At 37.3% G+C, this 17,419-nt stretch carries 17 protein-coding genes; 5 read left to right on the top strand and 12 right to left on the bottom strand.

Annotation, left to right across the window (positions count from 1 at the left end):
* The first annotated feature begins 42 nt into the window (after positions 1-42).
* Entirely contained in the window at positions 43-2,562 is a 2,520-nt protein-coding gene (locus FGL31_RS13170) for a tetratricopeptide repeat protein (protein ID WP_171017670.1), read from the top strand.
* Between the two features lie 131 nt (positions 2,563-2,693).
* Positions 2,694-3,896: a PIN domain-containing protein gene (locus FGL31_RS13175; protein WP_138092042.1), complete on the top strand. Its 1,203-nt coding sequence runs from the start codon at positions 2,694-2,696 to the stop codon at positions 3,894-3,896.
* A gap of 218 nt (positions 3,897-4,114) precedes the next feature.
* Here the strand turns inward: FGL31_RS13175 and FGL31_RS13185 are convergent, their stop codons facing one another.
* Positions 4,115-4,444: a hypothetical protein gene (locus tag FGL31_RS13185; protein ID WP_138092045.1), complete on the bottom strand. Its 330-nt coding sequence runs from the start codon at positions 4,442-4,444 to the stop codon at positions 4,115-4,117.
* A gap of 399 nt (positions 4,445-4,843) precedes the next feature.
* Here FGL31_RS13185 and FGL31_RS13190 point away from each other — a divergent pair, with 399 nt between their 5' ends.
* Together FGL31_RS13190 and FGL31_RS23615 are read left to right on the top strand one after the other, a co-directional pair.
* Complete coding sequence (locus tag FGL31_RS13190) at positions 4,844-6,703, top strand: hypothetical protein (protein WP_197734238.1); 1,860 nt, start codon at positions 4,844-4,846, stop codon at positions 6,701-6,703.
* 52 nt (positions 6,704-6,755) lie between these two features.
* Positions 6,756-7,079, top strand: a complete 324-nt coding sequence (locus FGL31_RS23615) for a S41 family peptidase (protein WP_197734239.1) — start codon at positions 6,756-6,758, stop codon at positions 7,077-7,079.
* A gap of 60 nt (positions 7,080-7,139) precedes the next feature.
* Here the strand turns inward: FGL31_RS23615 and FGL31_RS25780 are convergent, their stop codons facing one another.
* The 8 genes from FGL31_RS25780 to FGL31_RS13225 all read right to left on the bottom strand — a co-directional run bounded on the left by FGL31_RS25780 (position 7,140) and on the right by FGL31_RS13225 (position 12,601).
* Entirely contained in the window at positions 7,140-7,928 is a 789-nt protein-coding gene (locus FGL31_RS25780; protein WP_232046736.1) for a tetratricopeptide repeat protein, read from the bottom strand.
* Positions 7,918-9,672, bottom strand: a complete 1,755-nt coding sequence (locus tag FGL31_RS13195; RefSeq protein WP_232046737.1) for a tetratricopeptide repeat protein — start codon at positions 9,670-9,672, stop codon at positions 7,918-7,920. The genes FGL31_RS25780 and FGL31_RS13195 overlap by 11 nt, the downstream gene beginning before the upstream one ends.
* 197 nt (positions 9,673-9,869) lie before the next feature.
* Positions 9,870-10,238, bottom strand: coding sequence for an NUDIX hydrolase (locus FGL31_RS13200; RefSeq protein WP_138092048.1), 369 nt, complete (start codon positions 10,236-10,238; stop codon positions 9,870-9,872).
* Positions 10,239-10,255: 17 nt separating this feature from the next.
* Positions 10,256-10,735: a DUF1572 family protein gene (locus FGL31_RS13205; protein WP_099371556.1), complete on the bottom strand. Its 480-nt coding sequence runs from the start codon at positions 10,733-10,735 to the stop codon at positions 10,256-10,258.
* A 102-nt stretch (positions 10,736-10,837) separates the two neighbouring features.
* The gene (locus tag FGL31_RS13210) at positions 10,838-11,356 is read right to left on the bottom strand and encodes a TolB family protein (RefSeq protein ID WP_138092051.1); all 519 of its coding nucleotides are present in this window, start codon (positions 11,354-11,356) and stop codon (positions 10,838-10,840) included.
* On the bottom strand, positions 11,338-11,778 hold the full coding sequence (locus tag FGL31_RS13215) for a DUF3748 domain-containing protein (RefSeq protein ID WP_171017671.1): 441 nt from the start codon (positions 11,776-11,778) through the stop codon (positions 11,338-11,340). Before FGL31_RS13215 ends, FGL31_RS13210 begins: the two co-directional genes overlap by 19 nt.
* On the bottom strand, positions 11,768-12,079 hold the full coding sequence (locus FGL31_RS13220) for a hypothetical protein (protein WP_138092057.1): 312 nt from the start codon (positions 12,077-12,079) through the stop codon (positions 11,768-11,770). The genes FGL31_RS13215 and FGL31_RS13220 overlap by 11 nt, the downstream gene beginning before the upstream one ends.
* A gap of 87 nt (positions 12,080-12,166) precedes the next feature.
* Positions 12,167-12,601 carry a DUF3995 domain-containing protein gene (locus FGL31_RS13225; protein ID WP_099371558.1) on the bottom strand — a complete coding sequence of 145 codons (435 nt, stop codon included), beginning with the start codon at positions 12,599-12,601 and terminating at the stop codon, positions 12,167-12,169.
* 843 nt (positions 12,602-13,444) lie between these two features.
* On the opposite strand from FGL31_RS13225, the gene FGL31_RS13230 reads away from it, so the two are divergent.
* On the top strand, positions 13,445-14,788 hold the full coding sequence (locus FGL31_RS13230) for an IS4 family transposase (protein ID WP_138092060.1): 1,344 nt from the start codon (positions 13,445-13,447) through the stop codon (positions 14,786-14,788).
* 438 nt (positions 14,789-15,226) lie between these two features.
* On the opposite strand, the gene FGL31_RS13235 is transcribed toward FGL31_RS13230, so the two are convergent.
* Genes FGL31_RS13235 through FGL31_RS28060 form a run of 3 tightly spaced genes read right to left on the bottom strand, consistent with a single transcriptional unit; the run spans position 15,227 to position 17,417 of the window.
* Positions 15,227-16,306 carry a dipeptidase gene (locus tag FGL31_RS13235; protein WP_099371901.1) on the bottom strand — a complete coding sequence of 360 codons (1,080 nt, stop codon included), beginning with the start codon at positions 16,304-16,306 and terminating at the stop codon, positions 15,227-15,229.
* Between the two features lie 3 nt (positions 16,307-16,309).
* Positions 16,310-17,263, bottom strand: a complete 954-nt coding sequence (locus tag FGL31_RS13240) for a D-TA family PLP-dependent enzyme (protein WP_232046738.1) — start codon at positions 17,261-17,263, stop codon at positions 16,310-16,312.
* 28 nt (positions 17,264-17,291) lie between these two features.
* Positions 17,292-17,417, bottom strand: a complete 126-nt coding sequence (locus FGL31_RS28060; RefSeq protein WP_262709126.1) for a hypothetical protein — start codon at positions 17,415-17,417, stop codon at positions 17,292-17,294.
* Positions 17,418-17,419: the final 2 nt, after the last annotated feature.

Raw genomic sequence — 17,419 nt, forward strand, 5'->3', positions numbered from 1 at the left:
CGTTTTTGAGTATTTTTATCATTCTATAAAAAAGATATGATAATGACTGTTTTTGGCTTATTAGGAATCCCATTCGTTACTGACCTATTAAAGGATGCTGGCACTTTGGGATATCAAAAGCTAAAGGATATAAACGAATTTCATAAATTTTTGGCAAGTTATGACATCGAAAAACCTAAGGATGAGGATAAATCTCTCTATATACACACTTTATTGCTCTTTGAAAGCAGAATCAATCAGAGTGATTTTTCCCATATTCTAATAAAAGACGCTTCTTTTTCTATTTTTAAAAATAGTTACATTCACAGTAAAGATAAAAATCCCTTCCTTTGGCACGTTAATAACGAATTGATGAAAAGCCAAGATGGTAGAACTGACACATCTTGGAATGAACTAATAGTACAAAAAATACTGGAAGACTTTTTTGCTACTTATGATATTCTGGTTAGGCAGGTGGCGACTCCCGTTCAGAGTGAAATGCTTAACTCTATAGCTGATTTGAAAGAACAGTCCCATCAGCAAACTACAGTGATTTTAGAAAGGATTCAGGCTCTTAATGATGACAGCCCAATAGTAAAGGAACAAATTAAATATGCTAATGCATTTATTGAAAATAAGCAGTTTACTTTAGCTCTTGATTCGCTCCTTATATTAGAAAATAATTTTCACTCTATCAGATCTACGGATCACAAATCAACAGTCTTGACCAATATTGGGCATTCTTATTTTGAACTTGGTAAACAAGACGAGGCTCATAGTTATTTCAAGAAAGCATATGAGATTAACACAGAAAATTATGCTGCTTTATGTAATTACTCCCAAGTTCTCCTACATCAAAATGATTATATCAAAGCAAATCAACTAATTGAGAAAGCAATTCAGTTGTTTGGTGAGAAAAATCCAGAGATTTGGGAGGTATACATCATTATTAAGAAACAATCGCTTGCCATAGACGAAATCTTAAAAATGGTGCCAAAAGAATTTACGGATGAACCCAAAGTTAAAAGAGCTATCTCTCTTGCTTATAGAGATCAAAATCATTTCAAAGATTATTATCGCACCGTTAAAGAGGTTTTTGAAGTTGCTTCTGACACAGAGATTATTAAAATCACCTATATCGAGTGTGTGATTCATAGGTATCAATCGGATTACAGAATATTCAATATTCGAAGTATTAACAAAGAGCTAACAGAGGAAATAGAATGTCATTTAAAATTGATCCTCGATTTGTTGGCGTCTGAAAAAGAAGCTACTAAAAGTAAGCTTTTTTTACAACAAGCAAGAATTATTCTGCTCTACCTTCTTCGTAAAGAACAGGATGCTATAAATATTCTTAAAGAATTAGAGTCTGAGTACTCTCTTGAATACCAAAAACTGTATCGGCTTAAGGCGATGATACATTTTATCTTGAAGGATTTTAATGGTGCGCTTGCCACTCTTGACCAGTATTTCTTAATGTTCAATGAGGTTGAAGACAATCTCATGCTTATTGAAATCAGCTCACAAGCTAATAGAGTTGGTAAATTAGAAGATTATTACGAAAAGCTAATATCAAGGGAGGGAAACGTCTTTTTAAACCAAGCTACTAACTTTATTGTAGATCGATATATTAAAAACGAAGATACTGAGAAATTGACCTATTGGCAATCTAAAATCAAGGAATATATAGGGTTAGACTTTAGACTTATTGAGGCAAGAATTTTACTTCATTTGCAGTCCCCAGATCTTCCGGATTTACTATCAGAATGCTATGAACAAATCAATGATGAAACCAGATTTAGTTTGATTTATCAATTGTCGGAATTATACGAGGAAACTAACTATTTTGAAAAGGGGGTAGAGCTACTGGAAAAACGCATCATCACCTTTGATTATGATACCATAACCGATAATTTGATAAGGTTAATTGAAAAGAGCGGTGATTCATTTAAATTGATAGAATTATTGGGTAGACTAAGAGACAGTCGAGGGATACACCCCAAGTATACTATAATGGAATGTAACGTGTATTCTTCAAATTATCAATATGAGAAGGCTATTTCTATAGCTGAACAATATTTAGCTGTTTATCCTGAACGGATTGATATTAATGTTTTTATAATTTCATTGTATTTCAAAACACAAAACTTTGAGCAGCTTGATCGATATCTAAATTCTAAATTAGATTATGAATTATTAAATTTTGACGACTTCAAAAATTACTTAGCAATTTTAGCCTATCGAGGCCGGATGACAGACTGCATTGATATCTTATACGAATATCATAGGAAGTATAATAATCCCAAATCAAACGATTTATATTTAACATTCTGCCTAAAATTTGATGTATTTTCTCATCTTCCCACACCTACTTTAATTTCAGAAGGTACGTATGTAGTACTCTATGATGGCATTCGGGAAAGAATGGATCTATTATTTGAAAACCGTAGTGTTTCGGATTTAATTCGGTCTAAAAGCGAGGTTTCAATTGATGAGGAATTATACAAACTTTTAGCAGGTAAACAAGTAGGATTTGAACTGGTATTGCCAAATGGTTTTTATGGAAAAAAAAGTGGGCTGTAGAGTCTATAAGTAATAAGTATCTCCAGCAGTTCAAACAATGTCAAGCTGATGCAAGTGGCATTTTCAAAAGAGAAGGAGCCGTAAAGGCATTTCACATAGACGATCTTGTCAATTTTATCAAAGCCGCAGGTTTGGAACAAAAAAGTCAAGATAGCCCATTTGATATTGCACTCTCTTACTATACCAGGGCGGAAGTAGGGTTAGGACTTCTTTCTGAGGCATTAAATGAAAATCCTATCAAAATACGGGACATTATAAGACAAAAGGGACATAAACTGATAGCCCCTCATGGATTTTTTAAAGAGTCTATTTTGTCAGAAGAAATTGATTTTAAGAATGATATAGTTCTTGATATATGTGGGGTACTTACATTATTCGATTTGAATTTGTTAGAAATTGTAAGTTCAGAATTCGATAAGTTAACAATAACACATACCACTTATGACTTGATTTATGAACATTTACAACAAAACATATACAACATAACGGATGGTGAAACTCTAAATAATTCACCACTGTTAGAAGCTGTAAATAAATACCTTACGATAGAAAGTCCTAATACTTTAAAACTTAATAAGAATGAAAAAGAAAGATTGTATAAGGAATTTGGAAGATCATTTTATGATTCTGCGTTGTTAGCTCAAGAAAAAGAAGCTGTGTTGTTGTCTGATGATCTTGTTTTTAGAAAACAAACAACAAGATTGATGAATAGTGTGGAATTAGTTTGGATAATACCTCTGCTAAAACACTTAAAAGAAGATAAAGCTATTGAAGATGAAATCTATCATGACTGTTTAATTAAACTCATCGAACAGAAATATAGTTTTATATCCATCAATGAACATACTTTGTTACATTGTTTAAAATGTGACGGATATATAGTTACGGACAGGTTCATAGCCTTAACTAAAATGTTGTCTGGTATAGTCTCTACTACTGAAAGCGCTACACATACGATGTTCAAGTTTTTTCATTTATTAATAATATTACGCAATTTGATACCTGAGGAACTTGTAAGTATCTCTATGGTTGTATTGTGTTCATTATCAACAGAAAGAAATTTAGATGAAGTTATAGATAGTTATGAGACAATTATGGAAAAATATAATGGAATCCCACACTTATATAAATTTTTAAAATTAATGTTGTTTAAATTTCGTCGATTGTATAATTTTTTGATCAGTTCCAATAAGACCTTAATATTTACTGGCACAAACAGTATCGGATGTTTAGAAAAAGGCATATTAAATTTAAATCGTCATACCTCAAATTATTTTCTAAAAAAAAACGTTACAAATGTGTTACGAAGCAAAATTTTATGGTTCCAAAAATAGTTCAAATATTGCTTCTGCAAGTCATAAACGACGATTTTGCACCATGTAAAAAGGTACAGGCCGAAAGACTCATAATCTTTTGGTCCCTGGTTCGAGCCCAGGTGGGCGCACTGAAAATACCCTGAAAGTTTTCACTTTCAGGGTATTTTTTTAGCAATGTATTTATATAATCCGCGGTGGAATTGACCAATTTTCAATAATCTTGATCTAAAATTTATTCAATCTATAATTCCGTGCTCCAAATAACAGATTGCTTTACCAATTACAATCTTTTTTGCCTGATCAATGAGCCATGAATCACCACAAAATATGGTATGATCGTCAATGGTTAAAATAGGTTTATAATAAGTTCTATTATTCTGTTGATCAAATTCACTTTTAGAATCCTCTTTAAATATTGGAGAAAAGTTAATTCTAATTCTACAATTCGAATCTAGAAAATTATAAATTCTATCCAATGGCTTATAAGTTGACATTTTACTGTAACTACTATTACAATAATCCAAAAAAGTATTTGGGTAAAGTGATTTAAATTCTTTTAAAGTCATTTTAATTTATTTTTTCTTGTCAATGTTTATCAATCAACGATTATTTACCATCACATCGTTTTTAAATTTCGTTAAAATAACACAAAAATCAAATACAGAAAGTAGATATGATTTTGTATTAAGAATTATAACTAAACAAACAACTTTCTCCTCAAACAAGCCCTTCCAAGCTATCGGAACGACTTTTATTTCCAAGCAATTGTACTCTCGCAACCCCCTACCCAATCTTCAAAACCTCTTGCTAGAATACATTATTAAAAGTTTCCATTTGCATAATGAATTAACTTAAATTTTAAATAAATCCAGCAATTCTATTCAACCAATACAAATTATTTCCTTATTTTTAATAGTACAGCATTTTTACTGATCAGATAACCAATTCTTATAAAAACCTTTATTATGAAAGTACTTGTCTTAAATTTCTTAATTATCCTGTTAATTCCCATTTATGGATGTGCGCAAAATGTGACCAAAGCAAATGATAAGAATTTAAACTTAGATTTTGAAAATATTCAAAATGGTTATCCAACAGGTTGGACGGAATTTGGAGAGGGCGATTATAAAGTCTATATAGATTCCAGTCAGGTTAAAATGGGCAAAAATTCTGTTGTTATGGAGAGTACGGAGGGAAATAATGTTTTTAAAGCACTAGAGTTCAAGGTACCCAATAATTACCAGGGCAAAAGCATTCTTCTGAAAGGGAGCATCAAGACTGAAGATGTCAAAGATGGATATGCAGGGCTATGGATGCGTATTGACCCCCAGATTGCATTTGACAACATGGGTAATCGAGGTGTAAAAGGCACTACGGATTGGCAGGATTTTGAAATTAAATTGCCATTAAAACCTGAGAAAACACAAAACATAGTATTTGGAGGTATTTTAGTTGGAAAAGGTAAAATGTGGTTGGATAATTTACAGATTTCAATCGATGGAAAAATTTTAGGAAAAGATGAAATCGATATCTATGAAAGAGAATTATTTCCAGCAGATAAAGATAAAGAGTTTGACAATGGATCAAACATTACCTTCCCAAAAATGACAGGTGAATCGGTTAGTAATCTTGAACTTTTGGGAAAAATTTGGGGATTTATGAAATATCATCACCCTGAAATAGCGAAAGGTAATTACAATTGGGATTATGAGTTATTCAGAGTCTTACCTCAGTTTTTGAATGCAAATAATAATCAAGGCCGAGATCAGGTTATAAAAACATGGATTGAAAAATATGGAAAAATACCAACTTGTACCAACTGCAAACCAAGTCCAGAATCTGCTGTATTAAAACCTGATCTGTCATGGATTCAAAATTCAAACCTATCTTCAGAAGTGAAAGTTTTGCTAAATGATATTTATAACAATAGAAATCAAAATGAAAATTACTACATCAAACTTCATCCAAATATAAGCAACCCTGACTTCATGAATGAAAAGGCGTACAGCAATATGCCCTACCCTGACGCAGGATTTAGGTTATTGGCTCTGTACAAATATTGGAATATGATGAACTACTTTAACCCAAACAAACATTTGACAGAAAAAGATTGGGATAAGGTGCTAAAGGAATATATTCCAGGGTTTCTGAATGCCAAAAATGAGTTGGAATACGAATTGGTGGCGTTACAGATAATTGCAGATGTTAAGGATTCGCATGCTAAATTAGCTTCTGGCGGTGATAAGATCCAAGAATTACGAGGTAAGAATTTTGCTCCTTTCAAAGCAGAGTTTATCGAAGATAAATTAGTCGTTGTGGATTATTATAATCCAGAATATGCAGATCAGACAAAATTAAAGGTTGGCGATTATATTACCCATATCAATGGAAAGAAGGTAGAATCTATCGTTGACAGCTTAGAAATATACTATCCATCCTCTAATTCTTCTGCCATGCTAAGGGATATCTCAGCAGACATTTTAAGGTCGACTGACAGTTCCATGAAATTAAGGTATGTTTCCGACAGAAAAAATCAAGAACATGAAATTCCATTATTTGAAAGAGGAAAACTTAAAATGTACTATATGTACAAGGTTAATAATGATGAAAAATCTTATAAGATAATGGACGGTAATATTGGATATATTACATTGGCAAACATCAAAAATGAAGATTTCTATATGATCAAAAATACTTTGAAGGATACAAAGGGTATCATCATAGATATCAGAAATTACCCTTCGAGTTTTGCTCCTTTTGCTTTGGGATCATTTTTCATGTCAAAACCTACAACATTCGTAAAAATTTACCTTCCCAAATCCTAAAAACCCTGGTGAATTTACATTTTCAAATCCTGTTACCATCCAACATAACCCTTTGTATTACAAAGGTAAATTGGTGGTTTTGGTCAATGAGAAATCTCAGAGTCAAGCAGAATATACCGCAATGGCATTTAAGGCTGTGAACAATTCCAAGATCGTGGGAAGTACCACTGCCGGAGCTGATGGCAATGTTTCTGAAATCCTTTTACCCGGAGGATTGAGAACATTTATTTCCGGACTTGGGGTTTATTACCCTGACGGAACTGAAACCCAAAGAATAGGCATTGTTCCTGATGTAGTCGTTAAACCAACAATTGAAGGAATTAAAGCAAATAGAGATGAGGTACTGGAAAAAGCAATCGAGTTGATAAATAACTAAGTAAAAAGCCAACTTTTAACTCTAAAAGTTGGCTTTTTCATAATATCAAAATCCCTTGATCTATTTCTTCAATTTCTGTAGTTTAACTTTTGCTTCAAAGATAATATCATCATCTGCCTCATAATTTTCGATTACACTTTCCAAGGTACTTTTCGCCTGAACAGCATTCCCTTTGCGAGCATAAGTATCAGCAAGCAAGATAAAACTCTTGGCTACCCAGTAATCATTTGAATCCATATTTTCGATAACGTCAAAAGCAGACTTCTCAGCTTTGTCGTACTCTTTGTTTTTATACTGCTGTAGTGCGACAAGGTATCTTGCCTCAGCACTTGCTGCAGATTTGCTTTTCAATGCAGCTAGGTTCAACTCTTTCAAAGTAGATTCCTTATCTCCTTGCTGTTGCTTTGCCTTAGCAGTATACAAATGAGCAGTCGCAATCTCAGCCTCAGTTGCTCCTTGATATTCCTTGACCAATTGCGCATATTGCTCCATCATCTCATAATCACCGAGTTCGTAATAACAGATCATTAGATTCGTAACCGCGAAACCATAATTATCTTTGTAATCCGAATTTAGCTCAAGCTTTTTCAAGTGAACGATTGCTTCGTTATATTGCTTTAAGTTCAGATACAATGTAGCTACCGTCATTAAGGTATTTTCAGTATACTCACTGGTCCAGTCGTTCAGGATGATATTCAAGTCATGTAAAGCTTCCTCGGGATGGCCAGTATGATATAAACTGACTCCACGGATATAACGAGCATGTTTTTCCTGCCTTGGTTTCGGAAATTTATCAAAATATGCATTGATAGCCTCTACTGCGGGACCATATTGCTTTCTAGCAAACAAGGTACGCCCAGCTTGAAATGCCAGGTTGTCCCTGCTCTCCAACGCTCAAGTCGGTAATATTGGTTCCGGTTGCATATTGGATGTAGCCTGTTGCATCTCCTTGATCCAAATAGATGTTTTCAATAGAAAGCAATGCTTGCGAAGCTTCACTAGTTTTAGAATAATCTTTTACCACTTTCTGGAAGGTTGCCAATGCAGCCTCATTGTCATCCTTGTTGTACTGTACCAGTCCGATAGTCACCAATGCCCGAGGCACATAACTACTACGAGGGTACTGTTCAACCATTCTTTGCAAACCTTCTATTGCAGTATCGTAATCACCTTCAGTGAAGTAGATATACGGTATTTCAAATGCTACATCATCAGCATAGTTCGAACTAGGGTATTTTTCAACTACCGACTTCAGCGTATTGAGTTTCGCTTGATTATCCCCTTGCAAACCTTGAATTATACCATGCTGGAACAAAGCATAATCCTGATTAGGAGCATTGTTGGCAATCAGCTGATCATAGTATTCATTTGCACGGCTATAATTTCGCGTAGAAAGGTAGGAATCCCCTAACCTAGCGATCACATCATAACGTACACTTTCGTCTAAAGTACCTTTCTCCGCTGCTAAGAAACGCTCAAAATATTGTGCTGCTACAGCATATCTATTAATACGGAATGCAGCATACGCCAAAGCGTAGTTTGCATAATTGTAAACACTTGTAGTTTTAGCTTCCGGTAACTGAAGAAACTTGGAAAAATTATCAACCGCTTCCGAGTACTTGCGGACTTCATACATTGCTTCTGCTTTCCAATAGGTTGCTAAAGCTGCCATGGTCTTATCGTAAGGGAATTTTTCAGAACGCATGAACATTGAGATACTGTTCTCAAAAGCACGTTCATTATAAAATTCCATTCCGCGGTAATAAGTTAATTTTTGATATACCTCATCAGCTTTCTGTTCTCTATTTTGGAAAGATTCCAAGAGATAAACTGCTGCTTGGAAATTACTGGAACCCGACAGGACCTGAGCCATACGAGTTTCAGTGCTCTCTGCATTTTTTGAATTTGGATCTAGATCAGCATATTTCATTGAAATAAATTGCTGCAGAGGATTCAAAGAAACTTCAATCGAATCCAGTTCATATAATGATTTGGCGTAATTATAAAGTGCATCTGCCTTTAAGTCCTGATCATAATTCATTTCTGATGCTTTATTAAAAGCATCACGTGCACCTTGTTTATCGCCATTTTCCTGAGCAATATATCCTAATGCTATCATTGAGCTTTGATAGAAAGCATCACCGGGAGCAACCTTTTTCAAAATAGAAGCCGCCCGCTCAAATTCGCGTCCGCGATATGCTATAATACCAATCCTGTTATTGTCTATATTGTCGCGTGAAGAATTTGGATATTTCTCGGGTAGTGGACTATGATAAGGTTCTTTGTATTTATTTCTGGAAAAATACATGCCGGCAGCAATCTTACGAAGCTCAATCTCCAATGATTTCCGATCGATGTTCATATCTGGACTACGGCGAATCTTAACCGCATCGGCAAGCATCGGACGGTAATCCCTGACAATCTCAATGGAATCCATTTCCTGAGGATTGAATCTGTTCGTTAATTCATTCGCTGGCTTCTCACCTTGCTGTTTTTCCCCTTCCTGCGCATATCCCGCCAACAGCACAACTGAAAACACTCCAGTAAGAATAGGTTTTAAATAATTATTGCTGATCCTTTGTTTCAGTATCATTTTTCGTCTGTATTTCTGAGATTTTCTAATAGTTTAACATGGATAAGAAAACCTGTCAAATAACAACTCTTATCCAATAAGTGAAACCCAAATCTAAAAAAATTCCACTCATCATTAAGGGAATTCTTAGCAAAAAGTCAGCCAAGGAATAAATATTTAGAATTTAATAAGATACAATCAGCAAAGCCGCAGTTTTACTAGTCGATTAATTCAAGTTCCTTTAATCTTTCCAAAATCAGAATATCAACGGCAGAGGTTCTAAAGCGGTCAGCATAAGTTATATATTCAAATGAATGGATCTCACTTGAAGCTATCGGAATACCTTCGAATTCAGAAAAATAACATAACATTTGAACAGTAATACTATCATGATGTCCGTCTGCTTGGGCTTCAAATTTTCCAAAAAACTTAACGGTATTTTCTAAAATTTGAATATTCAATTCTTCCAAAAGCTCTCTTTTCAAACATTCCAAATCTGATTCCCCTAATTCTCTTTTCCCGCCAGGAAAAATATAATTTGTTCTTATTCTTTGAAAGAGTACTGAGGACCTTCTTTTCAGATAAATGAATTAAAGCTACTTTATCAATAATTTTGGGAGCCATAAGTATGATTGGTTAATCTTCTGTGATAGTTAATCTGTCCTAGGTGATAATTAAGGTGAGTTGCCAAATGAACCAAGAAAAAGGAAACAGTAGTTCTTCGCTCAAATACTTCGATCGGATATTCTTTTTCCAGATCTTCAACAGAAATTTTATCTAAAGTATTTAAAACAACCTGTTTTGTACTTTCGATTTTATTTAAGAGTTCTGACTTAGGAACGTTTTTCAAACTGAATTCTGCATCTCTATCTCTAATATAGCCAGATTTACCCAATTCACCGCCAATGTAAGTATTCAAATTCCCTATCAGATGAAGACATAAATTCCCTGCTGAGTTGGCAATAGTACCTTCTATAATCCATAATTTTTCTTCATCAGTATAAGATTCAATTTCAGTTCTGAGCTTATTTAAATCTCGTTCAAAAATAGTTAAAAGGGTACTGATCAATGTTGGATTCGACATAGATTAAAGAAAATGGTTGATATGAAATTAGATAAATTTTCGGGAAATTCCTCGTAGATTATAAATTTGTTGGCAACCTGATACTCACAATCACTGCAAGAATTAATAGATCATTTTTATCTGCACATTCTTTCTTCCATCCTTTTCAACAAACTGGTTGAAAGCTAGCTTCGACCCATCTCTTGAAAAAACAGGTACACCCAGCAAAGGCAAATCATCAGACCCAAAATCAGTTATTTTATCTGCTTTCAAAGACTTCAAATCAAATAAATAGACATTATTGTTGGAGATAAATGTAATCTTCCCACCTTTAGGATCGATGTTAATGGGTGATGAAATCGAAAAGTCAAGGTTCGATATATTCTTGAGTTCACCGGTTTTCACTTCACATCGGGCAATCTGATTGAATCCATTCTTATCCTTTGCCAGAGCATAAACAAATTTGCCATCAGGACTTGACCGCAACCAATGTCTTAAGTCTGAAAGCCCATTCTCAGAATGACTCAATCTTTTGGAAACAATTCCTTTCGGTACCCTGATTTTCTCACCTTCATTACCAATAGCTTCCTTATCTTGAAGCATCTTCTGAGGGACAATATCAACTAAAAAGATCTCAACCACATCTTCCCATCTTTATTTTTTGTTGTACCCTGAAATACGATACTAGGATTAGGATCATCACCTATATTTCCTAACCAACATTCATCAAATGCTTTAGAAAATTGGTCAGAACCAGGTTCAGGCTCCGTTATAACATCTGCAATAATGGCAGAATAATACTTGCCTTGGATATTACCTGCTGCGCTATCGACAAAGATTTCTTTATCAGGTTGAACCATTACACCCACAGTCCTTAATTCAGGACTCACAAATTCATCATTATAGGTAAAGCTGATCATTTTTCCATTTGGGCTCCAGCAATGTGAATGTGACCCGCCACGAAGAGTACCCGCTTGATAAGGCGAGGTAACATCCCTAGAATCGGCCGGAATTCCTTTTAGTGGACTTGATAGATCAACCATCATTCCGAATCTACGGGTCATTACCATAAGGCATACCTTTATGTGCATCCAAAAGACCATGAATAAAAATTACACGATTTTCCGAAGGATGAAATGAAACCGCCCCAACCCCTGGACCATAAACAGTTTGGTCTGTAGTTAGATAGATTATCTTTTCTTCTTTAGTCTTAACATTTACAATTCCAATTTCTCCCGTTTCACCAATTTTTGTTTCATCATTTCTAGTATCAAATACGATCCACTCATCAGTAGCATTAAATGAGCCATTATGATGGAGCATATGGCCTTTATCGGAGGAGGTTAGAGTTTTTATTCTTTGCATAGTAGTATTCTTCGGATTGCATCCAAATATGGCAGTAAGGACTAGTAAATATAAAGGTTTACGGAAGTACACGAGATTCATTAATTTCTAAATAACAATTATTATTATACCCAAAATTCCTATCAGCATACACAAGGGCGAGTAATATTTTGTATCATTTTTACCAAATTTTGTATTTCTGTATTTCTTAAAAAATCCTACATACCTGAAATCGCCAATTGCACGTACCAGGAAAATTACTATTATCGCCCATATTCCATATTTTCTCAGAATATCTAACCATGGTGGTAGATCAAGGTCTATTAAATTCAAAAATACAATCAAGCCAAAAACAAACAATCCCAATGCTACAGTGAATGTAGGAATAGGTCCAGGCATGACTGGTTTTATAGAATCGTCCTTTGTAGGGAAGACAGCACTGCTGCCCCATCTCCCTCCGAATCCCCAGTACACATGTATTGCTGTAAGAAATAAGAATATCAGGATAAGAAGAATTGAAGAAAATATAAACAGAAAGTACATGATATCATTTTTAGAAACTAAACAACAAAAGCAGATTATGGTTAAGGATTATATCTAATTTATCAATTAATTTTTAATTCCCTTCTTTTTTTAGGGATTGACCTATCTGCTTTTTATCGGATCTTGTTCCACTCTCCTTCCACTCTCGTTCCACTCTCAGTATTCTTTCGTTCGGACCTCGTTCGGACCTTGTTCGGGTGTATTCCGAAGAAGCTCCGAACGAGGTCCGAACAAGGTGCGAACAAGAGACGAAGGAGAGTGGAAGAAGGTAGGAAGGAGAAAGGTTTTAGATATGAGATGTGAGATGTGAAATATTGAATTAGATATGAGATATGAGATGTGAGATTTGAGATATTAAATTTGATAAAATATTTCGCTATAATAGTTACACCCCTCTGGGGTTACATGAGCGGATAACAATATCAGCTAGAATAATGACACCCTTACAGGGTTATTTGGTTTGAAAGATAGCTCCATTATATGGCAGGTGGAGACACCTGCTTCGGTAACCCACCCCATCGGGGTTAAATGTCGAAGACATGAAAATATATCTTAAATGCCGTAGGTATGTCATACCTATAGCGTTGATTATCGCATCAAAAACCAGCGCCATCGGTGTGGCATGTTTGTTTAGCGGATGCAACATAACCAGCACAGCTACCTTAAGTAATGGTTGGTGGGGACACCAACCATGGCGCGAAGTATGGTGCCAGCTGGAGACATCTGCCACAACGCGCCCACCCCATCGGGCAATGTCATTAAGTTAAGAAAAAAAGAAGGCCATAAATCACGTAAATGTTTAATTTTGAATTCACTACTAAACAAATCTAAACAACCGCGTTTATGGCCGATGTAAAAATAGCACTTAAAATCGTTTCAGACCTAAAAAATTTTATTTCTATCTGTTTAACAGATCCTCTGCTGCTCAATCTTTTCAGGAATTCCAAAACCCATTTCACCCGGGACCGGAAGCTCAATTTCGAGAGATTGGTCTTGCTGATCGCCAAGATGTGCAAGCGGACCCTCTCTGTCGAACTGGAAGGTTTCTTTGGTGAGCTGGGCAAGAAGATCAGTTGCTCGGTGAGTGCCTTTTCCCAGCAGAGGAGCAAGCTGAGCCCCCTTTTCTTCCTGGTCTGGAACCGGGTGCTCTGCGAGAGCTTCCTGCGCCATGCACCGGGGGATACCAGGAGATGGATGGGCTATCGCCTGATCGCAGTTGACGGCTCCAACCTTGCCCTGGTGAACACGCCTTCCCTGCAGGCCAACTTTGGCGGCCAGAGCAACCAGAACTCGAGCTTCGTGCAGGCAAAGACCTTCTATCACTACGATGTGCTGAACGACCTGGTGACCCATGCCTGCATAGCCCCATACCGGACCAGCGAGCTGACCCTGGCCTCCCATTGGATCGAGGAACTGCCCGTGGACTCCATTGCCATCTATGACAGGTACTATTCAACGTTCAAGATGTTCGCGCTCCATAGCTGGCAGGAGAGCGAGCGCAAGTTCGTGATCAGGGCGAAGGATTCGCTAGAGTTTGTCAAGAGGTTCCTGAAGACGGGAAAGGTTTCCCAGGTCATCGAGCTTGCCCCAACCCAGGCCTCCATCAGCGGCCTGCGCCAGAGCGGGTTCGCCACGGACAGCTCAACAAGGATCCGCATACGCTTGGTCAGGGTAGAACTGCAGTCGACCACGGAGGTGATCGCGACCAACCTATGGCAGGAAGAGGGGTTTGAGAACGATATGTTCGGGGACCTGTACTTCAGGCGCTGGGGAGTGGAGACGAACATCTCCAAACTGAAGAATACCATGCAGATGGAATCCTTCAGCGGGCTGACGGTGGAATCCGTCGAGCAGGATTTCTATGCAACGGTGATGATGTCAAACCTGCATTCGATACTGATCAGGGATGCCCAGGTCCAGCTCGACCGCGATACGTCCACGAAAAAGTACCCCCAAAAGGTCAACGGGAACAAATCCTTCGGAAAATTAAAGGAAAACCTGATAGCCATCTTTTTCAAAAACAGGGAAAGGGAAATCCTCAGGGAGCTCACGGCCTATTTCCTCAAGGACACATTGCCCATTCGAAAGGGAAGATCATTCCCAAGGCAGCTTAAGACCTCGAATAAAAAGTGCAAGCACAGGACCTACACAAAACTACAAACCGGCATGATAAAATCCTTAACTTAATGACATTGCCCATCGGGGTTAAATGTCGAAGACATGAAATATATCTTAAATGCCGTAGGCATGTCATACCTATAGCGTTGATTAACGCATCAAAAACTAGCGCCATCGGTGTGGCATGTTTGTTTAGCGGATGCAACACAACCAAAACAAGCCACCTTTAGTGATGGTTGGTGGGGACACCAACCATGGCGGCAAAGATAGCTCTATTATGTGGCGCCTGAAGACACCTGCCACGGCGACCGCATCCCATCGGGGTTAAATGCCGTAGGCATAAAATATATCTTAAATGCCGTAGGCATGTCATACCTATAGCGTTGATTATCGCATCAAAAACCAGCGCCATCGGTGTGGCTTGTTTGTTTAACGGATGCAACACAACCAAAACAAGCCACCTTTAGTGATGGTTGGTGGGGACACCAACCATGGCGGGAAGTAATTTTACAATGCCTTTCGCATAAATCTAAGCCAATTACCATTGGCTATTTTTTGGATGTCTTCGGGTTTGTAGCCGCGGGAATTTAGGATTGGGAAGATTTTTTGGATATCGGCTATTGTTTCTAGGTCATAGGGGCATTGTTCTCTTCCGAATGCGCCATCGAGGTCACTACCTACGGCGACATGGTTGGTGTTGCCGGCTAGCTGACAGATATGGTCGATGTTGTTGGCCATGATTTCCATATTGCAATTGGTAGATTGTGGTGTTGAGGTTCCGCGGATCCAGTTTGGCACCATCATCCAGGCATCGAGAGCAACACCTATTACAGCTTCGCGTTCAATCAAAGCCTTGATCATATCGTCACTGAACTGACGATTGTGATCAACGAAGGTGCGGCAGTTATTATGACTTGCCCAGATATTACCTTTATATCTGTTCAGGGCATCCCAAAAAGCATCATCATTCAGATGGGTTGCATCCAGAATCATATTCAATCGATCCATTTCTTGGAGAAGGGCAATACCTTCTTTGTTGAGTTCACCTCTTGAATCTGTTCCGTTGGCATATCTTCCCGGACCGTAATGTGCCGGTCCTATTGCCCGAAGTCCATAGGCATAAGCCTTTTCAACATAGGAAAGATCCACCATGGAATCGGCACCTTCAAGGCTTAAAATATAACCGATAGGTTTATTGTCATTTTCAGAACTGTTCCAATTTGCTAGGTGTGCTTCCAGATCTTCTTTGTTTTGGATCATAGTGAGCTGTCCATCATCTTCCATGGCCTTATACCAAGCCAGTTGACCTTGAGTCTGTGCCCAAGCCTGTTCTGGGGAAAACCATCCGGGCAAAGGGCTATCAGGTTTTACATATCGGGCAATTTGGGTCGCAACGACTAGTCCAATATTCCCTTTACGCAACTCTTCAAAAGTAACTGTAGCTTTTCCTCGGTCAGGTTTATCATCTAAACCAGACTCGCGATTATTTAGTTCTGAAATTGGGAGACGTAGATCACGGTTCCATTCCATAGCATTCATGCTCAGGTCAAGGTGACCGTCAATTAAAAATGGTAGGCTATTGCTCATAGTTTAGATATTTAGCATTCTACTTCTTCCTATAACTTGCCAAGTGGCAATCTTCTGATGGTCTTTGATGACTGAAACACGATCATATAAGGCAACTGTTGGACATACATGGGTCGGGACTGCATACAGAATTTTCCCTAGAGGATAATCTTTGCTGTCCTTTACATCCAATACCAAATGTTCTTCACTCTGAAATGCTGGAATAGCATCATCAGCATTCAAGAATTTTACTCTAGGTAATGGGGGATCTGAAGCGACTGCTTTATAGCCGAGGTCTATACAAATGCGGGTTTCATTAATTATAGAAATCACTCGCGTCAACAATACTGCCGCATATTCAAATTTCTGTTCAGGAATTTTCTGACGGTAACCCCAATCCCAAAACACAAAGGTTCCGGGGCTGCATACAACATCTTTCCTATTTGAGTGTGTCGTAAAAGATGGCGAACCACCGATAACCATCTTAAGGGTATCCTTTGATCTCACTTGTAGTTTATCAAAAACTTCCTTGAGAATTTTATAGCATGCATCAGACTCCTTTTCTCGAATCTTAAGATCAGGATCATGGATATGGCCATCATAACCATGCACACCTTCCAGATGGAGATTAGGATAATTCTGTAAACTTTCCCACAGCCCATCAATTTGATCTTGAGAAGCTCCCGTCCTACCCATCCCTACATTGATGTCAAAATAAATATAAAGTTCTATGGAGAGCTCCTTAGCAAGCTCTGCAAGATTTTTAATGGATGAAGAGTGATCAACTATACAAGCAAAATGTGTATTTGGATATTCCTGAATTAACTTCACCCAACGTTGGAGTTTTGGTCCTACGGGTTGATATGCCAACAGAACGTCTTTTGCATTGCTCATAGCTAGCATTTCTGCTTCAGCTATTGTTGAACATTTAAACTGATCAATACCTTCCTCGATAAGCATTTTGCTTACTTCAACCATTTTATGCGTTTTAGCATGTGGTCTCAGTCTACTGGTATTTCCCGCGACCATTTTTTTTGAGCTGCCGGATATTGTTGGCAACACGATCAGGATATATCAAAAGAGCTGGTGAATCTATACAGTCAGCATTCTCAACCTCAAACCAATTTTCCATAA

The sequence above is a fragment of the Sphingobacterium daejeonense genome (assembly GCF_901472535.1).
Lineage (GTDB): Bacteria > Bacteroidota > Bacteroidia > Sphingobacteriales > Sphingobacteriaceae > Sphingobacterium > Sphingobacterium daejeonense.

Coding starts and splice junctions, on each gene's coding strand:
- FGL31_RS13190 (WP_197734238.1), top strand. CDS start 4,844: ATGAAAGTACTTGTCTTAAATTTCTTAATTATCCTGTTAATTCCCATT.
- FGL31_RS13215 (WP_171017671.1), bottom strand. CDS start 11,778: ATGACCCGTAGATTCGGAATGATGGTTGATCTATCAAGTCCACTAAAA.
- FGL31_RS13225 (WP_099371558.1), bottom strand. CDS start 12,601: ATGTACTTTCTGTTTATATTTTCTTCAATTCTTCTTATCCTGATATTC.
- FGL31_RS28060 (WP_262709126.1), bottom strand. CDS start 17,417: ATGGAAAATTGGTTTGAGGTTGAGAATGCTGACTGTATAGATTCACCA.
- FGL31_RS13195 (WP_232046737.1), bottom strand. CDS start 9,672: ATGATACTGAAACAAAGGATCAGCAATAATTATTTAAAACCTATTCTT.
- FGL31_RS13240 (WP_232046738.1), bottom strand. CDS start 17,263: ATGGTTGAAGTAAGCAAAATGCTTATCGAGGAAGGTATTGATCAGTTT.
- FGL31_RS13185 (WP_138092045.1), bottom strand. CDS start 4,444: ATGACTTTAAAAGAATTTAAATCACTTTACCCAAATACTTTTTTGGAT.
- FGL31_RS13220 (WP_138092057.1), bottom strand. CDS start 12,079: ATGCAAAGAATAAAAACTCTAACCTCCTCCGATAAAGGCCATATGCTC.
- FGL31_RS13205 (WP_099371556.1), bottom strand. CDS start 10,735: ATGTCGAATCCAACATTGATCAGTACCCTTTTAACTATTTTTGAACGA.
- FGL31_RS13235 (WP_099371901.1), bottom strand. CDS start 16,306: ATGAGCAATAGCCTACCATTTTTAATTGACGGTCACCTTGACCTGAGC.
- FGL31_RS13230 (WP_138092060.1), top strand. CDS start 13,445: ATGGCCGATGTAAAAATAGCACTTAAAATCGTTTCAGACCTAAAAAAT.
- FGL31_RS13170 (WP_171017670.1), top strand. CDS start 43: ATGACTGTTTTTGGCTTATTAGGAATCCCATTCGTTACTGACCTATTA.